General features: G+C 59.9%; 23 protein-coding genes. 22 read left to right on the top strand and 1 reads right to left on the bottom strand.

The genetic code is table 11. The annotated features are described in order from the left end of the window. Positions 1 to 183 precede the first annotated feature (183 nt). The 22 genes from AAIL66_RS09560 to AAIL66_RS09455 all read left to right on the top strand — a co-directional run bounded on the left by AAIL66_RS09560 (position 184) and on the right by AAIL66_RS09455 (position 11,233). Complete coding sequence (locus tag AAIL66_RS09560; RefSeq protein ID WP_343496577.1) at positions 184 to 525, top strand: hypothetical protein; 342 nt, start codon at positions 184 to 186, stop codon at positions 523 to 525. A 35-nt stretch (positions 526 to 560) separates the two neighbouring features. Next, positions 561 to 800, top strand: coding sequence for a hypothetical protein (locus AAIL66_RS09555; protein ID WP_343496576.1), 240 nt, complete (start codon positions 561 to 563; stop codon positions 798 to 800). Positions 801 to 933: 133 nt separating this feature from the next. Further along, a complete protein-coding gene (locus AAIL66_RS09550; protein WP_343496575.1) occupies positions 934 to 1,164 on the top strand; it encodes a hypothetical protein in 231 nt (76 codons plus the stop codon). Further along, positions 1,118 to 1,375, top strand: a complete 258-nt coding sequence (locus AAIL66_RS09545) for a hypothetical protein (RefSeq protein WP_343496574.1) — start codon at positions 1,118 to 1,120, stop codon at positions 1,373 to 1,375. The genes AAIL66_RS09550 and AAIL66_RS09545 overlap by 47 nt, the downstream gene beginning before the upstream one ends. After that, positions 1,368 to 1,565, top strand: a complete 198-nt coding sequence (locus AAIL66_RS09540; RefSeq protein WP_343496573.1) for a hypothetical protein — start codon at positions 1,368 to 1,370, stop codon at positions 1,563 to 1,565. Before AAIL66_RS09545 ends, AAIL66_RS09540 begins: the two co-directional genes overlap by 8 nt. Positions 1,566 to 1,575: 10 nt before the next feature. Further along, positions 1,576 to 1,809 carry a hypothetical protein gene (locus AAIL66_RS09535; protein ID WP_343496572.1) on the top strand — a complete coding sequence of 78 codons (234 nt, stop codon included), beginning with the start codon at positions 1,576 to 1,578 and terminating at the stop codon, positions 1,807 to 1,809. A gap of 106 nt (positions 1,810 to 1,915) precedes the next feature. Beyond that, a complete protein-coding gene (locus AAIL66_RS09530; protein WP_343496571.1) occupies positions 1,916 to 2,509 on the top strand; it encodes a DUF1566 domain-containing protein in 594 nt (197 codons plus the stop codon). Positions 2,510 to 2,573: 64 nt separating this feature from the next. Then, positions 2,574 to 3,077 carry a DUF1566 domain-containing protein gene (locus AAIL66_RS09525; RefSeq protein ID WP_343496570.1) on the top strand — a complete coding sequence of 168 codons (504 nt, stop codon included), beginning with the start codon at positions 2,574 to 2,576 and terminating at the stop codon, positions 3,075 to 3,077. A 47-nt stretch (positions 3,078 to 3,124) separates the two neighbouring features. Beyond that, positions 3,125 to 3,628: a DUF1566 domain-containing protein gene (locus AAIL66_RS09520; RefSeq protein WP_343496569.1), complete on the top strand. Its 504-nt coding sequence runs from the start codon at positions 3,125 to 3,127 to the stop codon at positions 3,626 to 3,628. A gap of 39 nt (positions 3,629 to 3,667) precedes the next feature. Next, positions 3,668 to 4,033, top strand: coding sequence for a four helix bundle protein (locus tag AAIL66_RS09515; RefSeq protein WP_279086019.1), 366 nt, complete (start codon positions 3,668 to 3,670; stop codon positions 4,031 to 4,033). Between the two features lie 331 nt (positions 4,034 to 4,364). Next, the gene (locus AAIL66_RS09510; protein ID WP_343496568.1) at positions 4,365 to 5,471 is read left to right on the top strand and encodes an RNA-directed DNA polymerase; all 1,107 of its coding nucleotides are present in this window, start codon (positions 4,365 to 4,367) and stop codon (positions 5,469 to 5,471) included. After that, positions 5,468 to 5,884: an ArsR family transcriptional regulator gene (locus AAIL66_RS09505; RefSeq protein WP_343496567.1), complete on the top strand. Its 417-nt coding sequence runs from the start codon at positions 5,468 to 5,470 to the stop codon at positions 5,882 to 5,884. The genes AAIL66_RS09510 and AAIL66_RS09505 overlap by 4 nt, the downstream gene beginning before the upstream one ends. A gap of 69 nt (positions 5,885 to 5,953) precedes the next feature. Next, positions 5,954 to 6,658, top strand: a complete 705-nt coding sequence (locus tag AAIL66_RS09500; RefSeq protein WP_343496566.1) for a Lar family restriction alleviation protein — start codon at positions 5,954 to 5,956, stop codon at positions 6,656 to 6,658. Beyond that, a complete protein-coding gene (locus tag AAIL66_RS09495; protein WP_343496565.1) occupies positions 6,655 to 6,915 on the top strand; it encodes a hypothetical protein in 261 nt (86 codons plus the stop codon). The genes AAIL66_RS09500 and AAIL66_RS09495 overlap by 4 nt, the downstream gene beginning before the upstream one ends. Next, positions 6,915 to 7,352, top strand: a complete 438-nt coding sequence (locus AAIL66_RS09490; RefSeq protein WP_343496564.1) for a hypothetical protein — start codon at positions 6,915 to 6,917, stop codon at positions 7,350 to 7,352. The genes AAIL66_RS09495 and AAIL66_RS09490 overlap by 1 nt, the downstream gene beginning before the upstream one ends. After that, a complete protein-coding gene (locus AAIL66_RS09485) occupies positions 7,349 to 7,711 on the top strand; it encodes a DUF6527 family protein (protein ID WP_343496563.1) in 363 nt (120 codons plus the stop codon). Before AAIL66_RS09490 ends, AAIL66_RS09485 begins: the two co-directional genes overlap by 4 nt. Beyond that, on the top strand, positions 7,708 to 8,184 hold the full coding sequence (locus tag AAIL66_RS09480; protein ID WP_343496562.1) for a hypothetical protein: 477 nt from the start codon (positions 7,708 to 7,710) through the stop codon (positions 8,182 to 8,184). The genes AAIL66_RS09485 and AAIL66_RS09480 overlap by 4 nt, the downstream gene beginning before the upstream one ends. A 59-nt stretch (positions 8,185 to 8,243) precedes the next feature. Continuing rightward, positions 8,244 to 8,453 (top strand): hypothetical protein, encoded by a 210-nt coding sequence (locus AAIL66_RS09475; protein ID WP_343496561.1) that lies wholly within the window; start codon positions 8,244 to 8,246, stop codon positions 8,451 to 8,453. Positions 8,454 to 8,873: 420 nt separating this feature from the next. Beyond that, positions 8,874 to 9,797 carry a tyrosine-type recombinase/integrase gene (locus tag AAIL66_RS09470; protein ID WP_343496560.1) on the top strand — a complete coding sequence of 308 codons (924 nt, stop codon included), beginning with the start codon at positions 8,874 to 8,876 and terminating at the stop codon, positions 9,795 to 9,797. A gap of 95 nt (positions 9,798 to 9,892) precedes the next feature. After that, on the top strand, positions 9,893 to 10,354 hold the full coding sequence (locus AAIL66_RS09465) for a low molecular weight protein-tyrosine-phosphatase (RefSeq protein WP_034405186.1): 462 nt from the start codon (positions 9,893 to 9,895) through the stop codon (positions 10,352 to 10,354). A gap of 12 nt (positions 10,355 to 10,366) precedes the next feature. Continuing rightward, positions 10,367 to 10,906 (top strand): CbrC family protein, encoded by a 540-nt coding sequence (locus AAIL66_RS09460; RefSeq protein WP_343496559.1) that lies wholly within the window; start codon positions 10,367 to 10,369, stop codon positions 10,904 to 10,906. 3 nt (positions 10,907 to 10,909) lie between these two features. Continuing rightward, positions 10,910 to 11,233 (top strand): hypothetical protein, encoded by a 324-nt coding sequence (locus AAIL66_RS09455; protein WP_052052998.1) that lies wholly within the window; start codon positions 10,910 to 10,912, stop codon positions 11,231 to 11,233. 273 nt (positions 11,234 to 11,506) lie between these two features. On the opposite strand, the gene hppD is transcribed toward AAIL66_RS09455, so the two are convergent. After that, positions 11,507 to 12,595 (bottom strand): 4-hydroxyphenylpyruvate dioxygenase, encoded by a 1,089-nt coding sequence (gene hppD, locus AAIL66_RS09450; RefSeq protein WP_003065874.1) that lies wholly within the window; start codon positions 12,593 to 12,595, stop codon positions 11,507 to 11,509. Positions 12,596 to 12,611: the final 16 nt, after the last annotated feature.

Here is a 12,611-nt window from a genome sequence, read left to right as displayed (position 1 = left end):
GGGGTCACACTCTACGTTGATGGCGACAGTGGTCACACCAGATGGTTTTAGTTTTCGTCGGGCCTGGGGCCTCTCTGCCCTCCCTCCTATCTACTTCCCCAGGCACGCCCACCAGGGCACCGGCACTTTTCACCCCAGCCCGCCCGCAACCGCTGAGCGGGCTTTTTCTTGGAGCCAATGACCATGGCAACACCCGCCACCACCGAGCGAAAAGCCCCCGCCCGCCGCCGCGCCCCCAAGGGCGAGCACCTGAGCATGGCTCACCCCGATCTGCCGGACACAAGCCACCCCCATTTCTGGCTTGCTGCCTACCTCGCGGATCTTGCTGAGAAAGTCGCAATAGAGCACCTGCGCAAAAAGATATGCATGAAGGTCGATAGTTTGACCCACCTAGCCCTTAATGGCGCGGACACGCTTTACTACTGCAACATTCATAAAAGCGCTCAATATGTACGCGACCACGGCCTGCTGCTCTACGCATGGCCCGGAACCAAGCTGTTCACCAACCCCGAAGCCCGCCACTGAGCGGGCTTTTCTTTTGCCCTCAACCGGAGAACCCCATGCAAGCAGCACGCCACACCTTGCCCAGCGTCCCGATCACCAGCGCGGCATTCCAGTACATCCATTCGGGGAGTACCAACATTGCCGAAACCTTCGCCAAAGCCCGCGAGCGCATCGCAGCCGAGCAGGCTGCCCAGGCAAAAAAGCCGCGCCGCCGCACCCAGCACGCCCCGGCCCTGATGACCATCAACCGCGTGCGCGCCGGTACCACCAACCACCTGAATCTGCAGCTTTTCTAGGAGCCACCGCCATGCGCGTTTTTGTCCTGACATGCGGTTGCGTCTCCATCCAGCACATTGCCCGCAGCACAGCCGAAGCATTTGACCACGGCTTTGCCGAGCTGGGCCACCTGGGTTTGGGGATCTCCTGCCGATGCATCCGATAGACACCGTGCTGCACGAGCTGCAGCGCCGCGACCGACAACGCAGCCGACTGCTGCGCCTCATGCAGAGCCATGCGGCAACCGCCGCCACGCCTGCGCCCTCTCTCAATACCTACTTTCAAACCGAGCTGCAGCAAGCGCTGCGCGCCATCAAGCATGCAAAGGAGCAACGCCATGCCCACCCGTTCTATCGTGATCTTCGGCCCACGCGGCTGCGGTAAAGCCAGCCAGGCAGCACGCCTGCAGCAGCATTTCGGCCTCAGCAAGGTCTATGACACCGACTGCGAGGGCCTGACCAGCGCCCGCCAGCTGCCGCGCCATGACACCCTGATTCTGGCCAACACCCAGCCGCAGCACTGCCCCGTGCGCAGCATGAGCTTTGAGCAAGCTGTGCGCCAGATGGCCCAGGCACCCAATCACACCCATGGCTGACGCCCTCAAGACCACCTGGGCCGGGGGTGAGGTACTGATCCCCAAGGCCCAGGTGGAGGCCGAAGCCCGCGAGGCCTATCAAGCAGGCCGCACGCCCAACGAGTCCTGCCCCTACCCCTTCCACACCGACGCCGGCCTGCAGTGGCTGGCGACTTTCAACCTCTGCATTCCGCTGCCTGTCGATAGGTAGCCCATACCCCATGACCACCACCCACATTCCCAAAGGCGGCATGTGCACAACCTGCACCAATGGATCCAAAGCCTGCGCGGATTTGCCGTTTGCAAGCATGCAGCCTATCCAGCGCTACCCCGACGGCATCACCGCCGTGAAGTGCACCAGCCACAGCGCGCCCGCTGCACAGCCACCGCTTTGCATCAGCTGCGGCGCTCGCAACCACCCACTGCCCGACGGCAGCCTGCCTTGCGGTCATTGAGCGAACAGACCATTCATAGATATCGATGATCTGAGTAAACCACTCATATCAATGAATAACGGCCCGGCATTGAGCGGGCTTTTTTGTTTTCAAAAGAGGAGCATCCATGCACATCGCACACGCCGAGAATATTCACATCCACCTTCCTGCAGGTTTTGCACTGAGCACACCCCTGTCTGCATGTCTGGAGGGTTCCGCCGCAGTCATGCCCATCCCCAGCAGCGAAGACCTTGCCATTCACACCATGGGCCACGGCGAGTACTGGGCCGGCCAGGGTGGCCACTTCATCTGCACGCTGCCCGCAATGCACGGACTGCCCGCCCGCCACCTGATCGCTGCAGCGGAAGAGAACGAATGCACCTGGGGCAAGGGCGGCGAAGACGTACCAGGCGCAGCCAGTCAGTACGACGGCAAGGCCAACACCGCAGCTCTTGTGGCGCACGGCGGGCACCCAGCTGCCGAGTGGGCCGCCACTTATGAGGCAAACGGCCTCACAGACTTCTACCTGCCCAGCCGCCTTGAGCTGTTGATGTGCTACCTGGCCGCACCCCAGCTTTTCAAGAAGGAAGGCTACTACTGGAGCAGCTCGCAGTGCTCGCGCAGCTACGCCTGGTGCCAGGACTTCGAGCTCGGCGGCAGCAGCAGCCGCGTCAAGGACAACGAGCTCCGCGCTCGCCCCGTCCGCACGATTCAACTTTAAGCCTTCAACCCTTCATCACTTCCGGCGCGCAGCGCCGGTTCTTTTTTTGTCCGCAGGAGTTTTCATGAACACCATTCAACTGCCAGCCATCGGCTGCTTCGTCGTCAGTCAAGGCGGCTACCTTGGCGCCATCATGCGCGGCCCTGCTGCCGATGGCAGCCAGGACTATGCCCTGATCGTGCCAGCCGCGGCAGGCGCTGAAATCGAGGCCATTGCCTGGGCTCCCGAGTACGTGAAGATCGAAGGCGTTGACAGCAAAACCGACGGCGTAGCCAACACCGCTGCCATGGCTGCAGCAGACCTGGACTTGGCCAAGCGCATCACCACCCTGGACCTGCACGGCTTTCAGGACTGGTATCTGCCAGCAACCCATGAACTGCGCGCCCTCTATATCAACGTGCCAGAGCTCTTCGACAAAGACGAGTGGTACTGGAGCAGCACGCAGTTCTCGCGCATCAACGCCTGGTGCCAGGACTTCGAGGACGGCCTCAGCGGCTTCAGCGGCAAGGGCCTCGAGCTCCGCGCTCGCCCCGTCCGCCAGATTCCACTTTCGCACTTCACCGCTTGATCACTTCCGGCGCGCAGCGCCGGTTTATTTTTTCAACAGGAGCTTTCATGCGCACCATCACATTGCCCGCATTGGGCAGCTTTATCACTGGTCAAGGCGGCTATCTGGGCGCCATCATTCGCGGCGCAGCCGCCGACGGCAGTCAAGACTACGCAGTCATCGTGCCCGAGGAAGAAGGCGCTGAACTCAAGGATGTCGCCTGGTCGCAGGAGTACGCAATCATTGAAGGCGCCAGCAGCAAGACCGATGGCGCAGCCAACACAGCATCGATGGCTGCAGCCGGCCTGGAACTTGCCAAGCACATCACCTCGCTGGAACTGCACGGGCACAAGGATTGGTACCTGCCATCTGCTGGTGAGCTGCGAGCGCTGAGCGCCAACGTTTCCGACCTGTTTCACTTCGATGACTACTACTGGAGCAGCACGCAGTACTCGCGCTACTTCGCCTGGTGCCAGGACTTCGAGTGCGGCGGCAGCTACAACGTCGGCAAGGGCTACGAGCTCCGCGCTCGCCCCGTCCGCAAGATTCCACTTTCGCACTTCAATGCTTAACCACTTCGACCGGCGCTTGCGCCGGTCGCGTAATTTTTCATGGCACTGACCACAGATCTTGATATCTACAAGCAAGCCAGCGGACTGCTTTCGCTGGCCATCGATGTGCAGGCACAAATCCCAAGAGCCTTCCGAGCCTCAATGGGATGCCGAATCGCAGATGAATGTGTTGAATTGCTGGTGCTCATTGGCAGGGCCAATGCAGCACGCACAGGCCCCGCCCGTGCAGCGCATATCGACACATTGCTTGAGCGCCTGGAAGTGGCCCGCTTTCTGCTGCGCGCTGCGCATGACCATAAGCAACGGCTGATCAGCACATCGCTATGGACTCGCAGCATCGCCATCAGTGACAGCATCAGCAAGCAGGCCCACGGCTGGCTCAAATCTGCGCGCCAGCGCCCATGAAAACCGCAGCGCCTGCTGCATGACGGTCAAGGCTGTCATGCCCGTGCGTTTTTGAATCTGGTCGGGCCGCTGGGCCACAAGCCCACCGCCAGGTGCACCAAGGGAACGGTCCGGCCATCCGGACACGCCCTGCACAGTGGCCGCACTGATCGGCATTGCCTTCGGAGCGGCCATGTAGATAGCCCGACACGTCGCAGTACTCGCGCAACAACGCCTGGTGCCAGGACTTCGAGAACGGCAACAGCAACAACAACGACAAGGACAACGAGCTCCGCGCTCGCCCCGTCCGCAGATTCAAACCCGGCCGGCCTCGTGCCGGCCACCCCTCACCATGAATACACCAGCCACCTTCGAGGAACTCACTCGAGCCTATCTGGACTGCCGGCGCAACAAACGCAACAGCGCAAGCGCATTGACCTTCGAGTTGCACCTGGAGCGCGGCCTGTGCGATCTGTACGAGCAGTTGCTGGCCGGCACCTATCGGCCAGGCCGCAGCATCTGCTTTGTCATCACCCGTCCCAAGCCCCGAGAGGTCTGGGCTGCCGACTTCCGCGATCGCATCGTGCACCACCTGCTTTACAACCGAATCGCACCACGATTCCATGCAGCGTTCACGGCAGACTCATGTGCCTGTATCCCAGGGCGCGGAACACTGTACGGAGCCAAGCGACTGGAGCACCAGGCGCGCAGCGTCACACGGAACTGGAGCGCGCCAGCGCATTACCTCAAATGCGATTGCGCCAACTTCTTTGTGTCCATCGACAAGCTGATCTTGCGTGAACGCATCGCACGGCGAGTACATGAGCCGTGGTGGCTTGAGCTGGCCGACACCATCCTGTTTCACGATCCACGCGAAAACGTGGAGGTTCGCGGAAACGCCCACGACCTGCGCAAGGTGCCGCCGCACAAGAGTCTATTCAATGCGCCACCGGATACCGGCCTGCCAATCGGCAACCTATCCAGCCAGTTCTTTGCCAACATCCTGCTGGACGGGCTGGACCAGCATGTCAAGCACCGACTGCGTGCACCCCACTACGTGCGCTATGTCGACGACTTCGTGCTGCTGCATCACTCTGCCAAATGGCTTAGCAGCGCACTTCAACACATCGAGGAATGGCTGCCGCAAAACCTGCGTCTCCAGCTCAATCCACGCAAGACCATCATCCAGCCTGCCGAGCGCGGCATCGACTTCGTGGGCCAGGTCATCAAGCCTTGGCGGCGCACCACCCGCCCACGCACTCTGCATTCAGCGCTGAAGCGGCTGGAGCAGATGCCTGCTGCGGAAGTCTATGCAGCCGGCAATAGCTATCTCGGCTTGGCACGGCAAGCCAGTCACAGTCACAAAGAACAGGCGCAGATCTGCAGAGCGCTGCTCAAGCGCGGCCATGCCATTGAAGGGCTGCACCTCACAAAAGCTTTCAGGAGCCATCAGTCATGAAGTTTCAGCCTATTCACCGCTCACGCATCGTTGCCGCCCTACAGGAGGCGGGCCCCATGACCGCTGCAGAGGTGGCCGAGTACCTGGAATTACCCCAGAAGATCGTGAGCGCCTGCATCGCATCAACACGCTGGCTGCTGCCGCAGCAAGTGTTTCGCATCGCTCGCTACAAGCCCGTCACAGGCTATCGAGGGCGCGACCTGCCCGTGTACGCCGCAGAAGCTGGGCCCGATGCCGCCCACATCGTCAATCCCGCAAAACGCCGCAAGCAAGCTGAAGCGCGGTACCGGGAAAAGCACCGCGCGTCCATCAATGCGCGTGGGCGCACCGTAGCCATGGCGCCAGTCAACCCCTGGCTACAACTGGCACCGCCGGAGATCAGAGGCGCCATGTCCCTTCAAGGTCGAATCTAAAGATTCGCACATCACCAATCACGGCCCGCCATTGAGCGGGCTTTTCTCATTTTGGGAGAGGTCATCATCATGAGCAGCACCACCAAGCTACTGCCCTGCCCGTTCTGCAGCAACGCAGACATATCCATCAAAAACGAGAACCCAAAGGACAACAGCGGGGGCTATTTCATAGAGTGCCCTGGATGTGGCGCCAGCACAAGCCTGCGATTCGCATGCGGTGACGACCCCACCTATCTGCTGGCTGAGCAATGGAACCGCAGAACAACCTCACACTGCCTGCACCAGATTCAGGAGCCAGACACCGGACTGCAGCAGCTCATTGCTGAAATAGACCAGCACATGCGTGCCGAATGGAATGCAGGGCGCCTACCCGCTGAGTCCTGGCCCACCACTCTTGCCAGCCGCGTGAGTGCTGCTGTAGCAGGTTCCGCAGCCACTGCGCATGCAGCAAAGCCCACACAGCACCCCGACGATGCCGCAGTGGACGACCTGGCCACGCTCATGAAAGCCAAGCTCGCCAAGCAGCGGGACAAGGGCTACGGCGGATGGGATACCGACTGCACCCGTGAGCGCCTGTCCGAACTGCTGCGCGGCCACGTTGAAAAGGGCGACCCCGTGGACGTTGCGAACTTCTGCGCATTCCTGTCGGCGCGCTGCGAAGGCATCGCACCCCTGGAACAGGCAGACGCACAGGATGCAGAGTCTGACTATCAGCGCGGCTATCGCCATGGCTACAACCGCCGCGATGCAGAAGTGCAGGGAGCGCTCCTGTGATCGCCCAGCTATTCATCGCACTGTTTGGCGTCACAGCAGTGGCGCTGTCTCAATCGACCATGGCCGCGCGCCGCCGCTGGGCCTCTGTCTTCGGACTCGTCGGCCAGCCATTCTGGTTCTATGCAGCCTGGGAAACCCAGCAATGGGGAATCTTTGCTCTGTGCGTGCTTTACACGGTCACATGGGGCAAAGGCTTTTACACCAACTGGATAAGCATCGACCGCGCCGCTATCGCGGCAGCAAAGGGAGAAGATTAATGAGCACCACCAAAGAATGCTGGTCCACGGACGGCGAAGAATTCACGTTTAACAGCTTGGGCGACTTGCTTGATAGCCGCGGCGACGAAATGCGCCCAGGCTACAAGGTCTGGCGCGGCACAGCGATGCTGCCAAGCATGGAGAGCCTCACTGATGCCGATCGCGTGATTGAGGACATTGGTGAGCGCGCCCATGACTTCGGCGGCGAATACGCAGAGGGCTACCCAGAGGTCACGCCCGAGCACAAAGCGAAGTTGCAAGTCCTGCTGGAGCAATGGCTTGCTGAATGCCCTTCGCCCCGCTTCTATCAGGTCACCGACGCAAAGCCGTATGTGCTGACCGCTGACGACTTCACCAAAGAGCAGCTTGAAGAAATCGCCCTGCAAGAGGAAGACGATCAGCGCGCCACCCAAGCAGCGCAAGGAGGTGAGACATGAAAGCGCTGCCGGTACGGTTTATCTACGGTCAAGGCTACGAACCCTGCACGGTCGATGAAGCCACCCATGTCACTCTCAACATCCCCGGCCCCACGGGGAAACTGACTCTTCCAGTCATCCAAGCAGGCAGGCGCGAAGGCACCGGCTGCTGGACATGGAACGGCAGCACTGAAACACCGACTCTGCGCCCCAGCGTCAAAACCGATAGCTGGAAGGGCTGGATTTGCCACTCATGGATCAATGACGGCTGCGCGCAGTTTTTGAGCGATTCAACACATGAGCTGGCAGGGCAAACCGTGCCACTGCATGACATTGAAACACCGGCAACTCAAACAACAGAACAAGGAGAGTCAACATGAGCGAAAACTTGCGAATCGTCGCGGCTAGCGTACTAGCCAAAATCAATGTCATGCTGGAAGTAGCGAAGGTCAACCCGCAGGCATTCACCACGACCAAGATCACTGAATACCTCGCGGCCTTCAAAGTGCAATTAAAAGACGCACTGAGACTAGACACAGCAGAGCGAAAAAATAACGCAGAGCGCGGCACCGAGTCGGTGATTGTCGATCTTGATCCTGGACTCGACTATGCAATGAGTAATGCGGAGCTGCGCCAGGCCATCAATGAAACTACCACTCACCTACGGCCGCTGATGATTGGCATACAACTTTCCGAAGCGACTCAGCAGACGCTTGGCGATCACTTGGAATGCTTGTTGCAATTCGAAAAGGCTCGGGCCGGAATCATGTTTGCCAGCACCGCAGTGAAAGACACTGACTCGACACTCACCCAGACACCCCGAGCTGGGCTGCAAACCCATGGGTCTGAGTGATCGACTTCAAGCCCATCACCCTCCGCGCACTATGATTACCTCAACTGAAAGGATTGATCATGGAACGCGCTGAACTTGAGCAACTGGTTGCAGACCTCCGAATGGGTGATGCCACGGCCGTCAAAGCCGCCGACGTTATCGAGGAATTGGCTCAGCTCAAAAAACCCACTCTGCGCCGCATCCCGGTGCTGGGCGAGATCTCGGGTGAAGACGATGTAGTCATCATCAAAAAGCTTGAGCTGCCACCAGGCACAAAGTGGACTGAATAGTCACCCCACCCCACGAACACCAAGCCCCGCTTTCGCGGGGCTTTTTTATGGATGAAATGAAAATGAGCAAGCAGATCACACTACTGGCCTGGGCAGCCGTGAGGTTTGACCCACCTCCCAGCCTCTGGACGCTGCGAAGAATGGCACGAGAGGGCCGTATTGAGCCCGCACCCGTGAAGGTCGGCAAGTCTTACTTTGTGCCCGAAGATGCGCGGCCCGTAGATCCCAGCCGCAAACCATCCTTGCTAACACGCATCAGAAAGGGTCACTGACATGGCAGCACGCCCAAGAGAGAGAGTCCGCAGGGACTGGCCTACGGGCCTCCGCGAACCACGCCCTGGCTATTTCACTTGGCGCAATCCAGAAAGCGGGAAGGAGCTGGCCATCGGGCGCATCCCGCTAGCTCAGGCCAAGCGCCAGGTGCTTGAAGCACTAGACTATTTGGCCTCGGGCAGCCCAACCCTTTTGGAGCGAATCTCAGGCAAAGACAACACCATTGCCGAACTACTCAAGCAAATGCCTGTTAGCGAGAAATACAACACGGCAAAAAGCAACCGCTCACTTGATAAAAAGATCAACGAAGCCCTAGGAAAGATAGCCTGCATGGGCCTGACCGTCGCGCACTGCGCCAAAGTCGTTGAAGACGAGATGGCAGCTGGAAAGCATCGCAGTGCCCAAGCGCTGCGGTCAAGACTGATGGCCGTTTGCAATCGCGGGCAGCAATTGGGGTGGCTGGACTTCAATCCCGTAGAACCAACCAAAAAACCCAAAGCGAAAACGATTCGCCAGCGCCTCACACTGGACCAATTCAAGAGGATTCTCGCGGCAGCGCCTCAAGTAGCTGACTGGCTGCCTGGCGCGATGCTGGTAGCCCTTCTATCAGGAATGGACCGCGACACCCTTGCAGGCCTGGAACGCAAAGCAGTGGGCTCAGAAGCCCTGACCATTCATCGCGCAAAAACGGGCGTGTGGGTCGAAATTCCGCTACGCCTTCGGATGGACGAAATGGGAATGACGCTATCGGAGGCGCTGGCTGCTTGCCGGTCAACCGTCGTGAGCCGGTATGTGGTGCACCATCGCCGCACCTATCGTGCCGATGTAAAAGCTGGCAGCGCTGTGCATGTGAACCGCATCTCAAAGGCCTTCAAGGAAGCCAGAGAGCTCGCAGGTATTACAGAGGATGATGCACCGACTTTCCACGAAATTCGCTCGCTGTCCAAGCGCACCTACATGGCGCAAGGCAACGTAGATACCAAGGCATTGCTGGGCCACACCACAGAAAAAACGGCCGCGATTTATGCTGATCCACGCGGCGTAGAACCCATCCGAGTCAAGGTCTCTTAAAGGTAATTATCAACAACCCACCTTAGGGAGCAAATTAGGTGACAAATAAGGAACAATCTTCTGAAACCCGCATAGACACGCCTATTCGCGTACTCATGGTTTGTACCGGAAACATCTGCCGCAGTCCCACTGCCCACGGCGTGCTGGAAAAAATGGTGGCGGATGCGGGTCTTCAGCATCTGGTGCAAGTGGACTCCGCCGGCACACACGGCTATCACGTTGGCGAGGCTCCCGATGCCCGCAGCCAGCAACATGCACGCCGCCGGGGCTATGACCTCAGCGGGCAGCGTGCGCGGCAGCTGACGAAGCAGGATTTCGACGCTTTCGATCTGGTGCTGGTGATGGACAGTGCCAACGAAATCGCTGCGCGCCGCATCGCCACGCCCACCCAGCAGCAGCGCATGAAGCGGCTGACCGACTACTGCCAGCGCTTTGACGAGCGCGAAGTGCCCGATCCCTACTATGGCGGCGACAGCGGCTTCGAGCATGTGCTCGATCTGGTGGAAGATGCCTGCCGAAATCTGCTGCAAAACATCGTCCAGAATCGCCAGACCTGAATGGAGCTCTCCATGGATTTGCCGAAATTCCGACTCAGCCCCAATGCCTATGCACTGGATCTGTTTGTGGCTGAAAGCGGTACCTGCTCCTGCTGTGGCCAAGCGCGTGAGCTCAAGTACAACAGCTCGTTTTACAGCCGTGAAGAGCCGGACTATCTCTGCCCCTGGTGTATTGCCGACGGCAGCGCGGCCAAGCACTATGAGGGCGAATTCAACGACTACCTGGGCATTGAAGGCGTGAGCGCCGATCCCGACGAACCTGACAGCATCGTCATGGATCACGTGCTGCTGCTGGAAGTCTGCGAACGCACGCCCAGCTATCACAGCTGGCAGCAGGAGCAGTGGCTGGTGCATTGCAACCAGCCCTGTGCCTTTCTTGGCTATACCGATTACGCCGAAATCCAGACCCTGCAGGCCGAGTTGCAAGCCGATATAGCCAACATGCCGGAGCGCTATCTGCAGGCCATCAGCAAGACCGGTGATCCGGTGGGCGGCTACCTGTTTCGCTGCGTGAAGTGCGGCATGCACCGGCTGCACACCGATTGCACCTGAGGCATGAACACGGACATCATGCGGGTGGAGTTCAGCCACCATATCGACGCCAGCGAAGCTGATGCCGAAGGCTTTTACGAGTACTACTACGAGTACGACATCTACCGCTTTACGCTGGGCGGCCTGAGTCTTGTGGTGCGCAGCTATAGCGATACCTGGGAGCAAGCCAGCGTGCTGCGACTGGAAGAAGCCGGCAAGTCACGCCCGCTGCAGCCCAAGGATCTGAAAATGCCTCTTGTCCAACAGGCGCGGGAGCATCTGCAAAGCCTGGGCAAGCAGGAACTGCGCTGGTTCAACCCCAGGCACGCGCGCTACGACCCGCTTTGAGCAAGCCGCTGAAGCGCTCAGGCTACGGCGCACCCACCGCCAGTTCATGACGGCCGCAGACACCCGGCACCGTAGCGCCCGGAAAATGCAAGCCTTCGGAAAGCGCTTGGCGCAGGGCCTGGCGCTCTTGCCGCGTGGCCCGCATCAGTCGATACATGTCCGCATGGTCGATGAGGCCGGCGGTGCACAGATCCAGCCCCTAGTTGCCGATCGCGACGCCAATACGCCAGCCGCTGTCGTCCACCGCACGGAAGCGATCGATCTTCATGGTGCTCACTCCTTGGCGGTTTCGAGCACGCCGCGGTTGATCTGGTCGCGTTCCATGGACTCGAACAGCGCCTTGAAATTGCCCTCGCCAAAGCCTTCGCGGTAGTTGCCCTTGCGCTCGATGAACTCGAAGAACACGGGTCCCAACAGCGGCTCGGAGAAAATCTGCAACAGCAGGCGTGGCTGGCCGCCTTCGGTGGTGCCATCCAGCAAGATGCCACGCGACTGCAACTCGCCCACGGGCTGGCCGTGGCCGGGAAGGCGCTTGGCGAGGTTCTCGTAATAGATGTCGTTGGGCGCAGTCAGCAGCGGAATGCCAGCCATCTGCAGGCTGTCGATGGCCGTGGGCAGGTCTTCGCACAGCAGCGCGATGTGCTGTATGCCCTCGCCATTGAACTTCATCAGGAATTCCTCGATCTGGCCACCGCCCTGCTTGGCTTCCTCGTTCAGAGGAATGCGGATCAGGCCGTCAGGCGCAGTCATGGCCTTGGAGGTCAGGCCCGTGTACTCGCCCTGGATGTCGAAGTAGCGGATTTCCTGGAAGTTGAACAGCTTGTTGTAGAAGTCGGCCCAGTAGGCCATGCGGCCGCGGTAGACGTTGTGCGTGAGGTGATCGACGACCTGGAAACCGTGGCCCTTGGGATTGCGGTCCACACCGGGCAGAAACTCGAAGTCGATGTCGTAGATGGACTTGCCATCTTCGTAGCGATCGATCAGGTACAGCGGCGCACCACCGATGCCCTTGATGGCGGGCAGGCGCAGCTCCATGGGGCCGGTGGGAATGTCCACGGGCTGGGCGCCCAGCTCCAGCGCGCGCTTGTAGGCCTTGTGCGCATCCTTGACACGGAAAGCCAGGCCGCAGGCACTGGGACCGTGCTCGGCTGTGAAATAGGCCGCCTGACTCCTGGGCTCGCGGTTGATGATGAAATTGATGCCACCCTGGCGATACAGCACCACGTCCTTGGAACGATGCTTGGCCACCAGCGTGAAGCCCAGCTTCTCGAACAGCGGCTCCAGCACGCCGTCTGCAGGCGAGGCGAACTCGACGAACTCAAAGCCGCACAGGCCCATGGGGTTTTCGAACAAATCGGTCATGAGGAGGTTTCCTGAA

Source organism: Comamonas sp. F1-6 (assembly GCF_039581415.1).
In the GTDB taxonomy this organism is placed as follows: Bacteria; Pseudomonadota; Gammaproteobacteria; order Burkholderiales; family Burkholderiaceae_C; genus Comamonas; species Comamonas thiooxydans.
The sequence above is the reverse complement of the archived record's forward strand: the minus strand, read 5'-3'. Positions and strand labels throughout refer to the sequence as shown.

Bases quoted from the DNA above. Each gene is read 5' to 3' on its own strand.
- AAIL66_RS09560 (WP_343496577.1), top strand. From the start codon at position 184: ATGGCAACACCCGCCACCACCGAGCGAAAAGCCCCCGCCCGCCGCCGC.
- AAIL66_RS09510 (WP_343496568.1), top strand. From the start codon at position 4,365: ATGAATACACCAGCCACCTTCGAGGAACTCACTCGAGCCTATCTGGAC.
- AAIL66_RS09530 (WP_343496571.1), top strand. From the start codon at position 1,916: ATGCACATCGCACACGCCGAGAATATTCACATCCACCTTCCTGCAGGT.
- AAIL66_RS09520 (WP_343496569.1), top strand. From the start codon at position 3,125: ATGCGCACCATCACATTGCCCGCATTGGGCAGCTTTATCACTGGTCAA.
- AAIL66_RS09555 (WP_343496576.1), top strand. From the start codon at position 561: ATGCAAGCAGCACGCCACACCTTGCCCAGCGTCCCGATCACCAGCGCG.
- AAIL66_RS09550 (WP_343496575.1), top strand. From the start codon at position 934: ATGCATCCGATAGACACCGTGCTGCACGAGCTGCAGCGCCGCGACCGA.
- AAIL66_RS09490 (WP_343496564.1), top strand. From the start codon at position 6,915: ATGAGCACCACCAAAGAATGCTGGTCCACGGACGGCGAAGAATTCACG.
- AAIL66_RS09525 (WP_343496570.1), top strand. From the start codon at position 2,574: ATGAACACCATTCAACTGCCAGCCATCGGCTGCTTCGTCGTCAGTCAA.
- AAIL66_RS09545 (WP_343496574.1), top strand. From the start codon at position 1,118: ATGCCCACCCGTTCTATCGTGATCTTCGGCCCACGCGGCTGCGGTAAA.
- AAIL66_RS09480 (WP_343496562.1), top strand. From the start codon at position 7,708: ATGAGCGAAAACTTGCGAATCGTCGCGGCTAGCGTACTAGCCAAAATC.
- hppD (WP_003065874.1), bottom strand. From the start codon at position 12,595: ATGACCGATTTGTTCGAAAACCCCATGGGCCTGTGCGGCTTTGAGTTC.
- AAIL66_RS09460 (WP_343496559.1), top strand. From the start codon at position 10,367: ATGGATTTGCCGAAATTCCGACTCAGCCCCAATGCCTATGCACTGGAT.
- AAIL66_RS09505 (WP_343496567.1), top strand. From the start codon at position 5,468: ATGAAGTTTCAGCCTATTCACCGCTCACGCATCGTTGCCGCCCTACAG.
- AAIL66_RS09500 (WP_343496566.1), top strand. From the start codon at position 5,954: ATGAGCAGCACCACCAAGCTACTGCCCTGCCCGTTCTGCAGCAACGCA.
- AAIL66_RS09475 (WP_343496561.1), top strand. From the start codon at position 8,244: ATGGAACGCGCTGAACTTGAGCAACTGGTTGCAGACCTCCGAATGGGT.
- AAIL66_RS09535 (WP_343496572.1), top strand. From the start codon at position 1,576: ATGACCACCACCCACATTCCCAAAGGCGGCATGTGCACAACCTGCACC.
- AAIL66_RS09540 (WP_343496573.1), top strand. From the start codon at position 1,368: ATGGCTGACGCCCTCAAGACCACCTGGGCCGGGGGTGAGGTACTGATC.
- AAIL66_RS09515 (WP_279086019.1), top strand. From the start codon at position 3,668: ATGGCACTGACCACAGATCTTGATATCTACAAGCAAGCCAGCGGACTG.
- AAIL66_RS09485 (WP_343496563.1), top strand. From the start codon at position 7,349: ATGAAAGCGCTGCCGGTACGGTTTATCTACGGTCAAGGCTACGAACCC.
- AAIL66_RS09455 (WP_052052998.1), top strand. From the start codon at position 10,910: ATGAACACGGACATCATGCGGGTGGAGTTCAGCCACCATATCGACGCC.
- AAIL66_RS09465 (WP_034405186.1), top strand. From the start codon at position 9,893: ATGGTTTGTACCGGAAACATCTGCCGCAGTCCCACTGCCCACGGCGTG.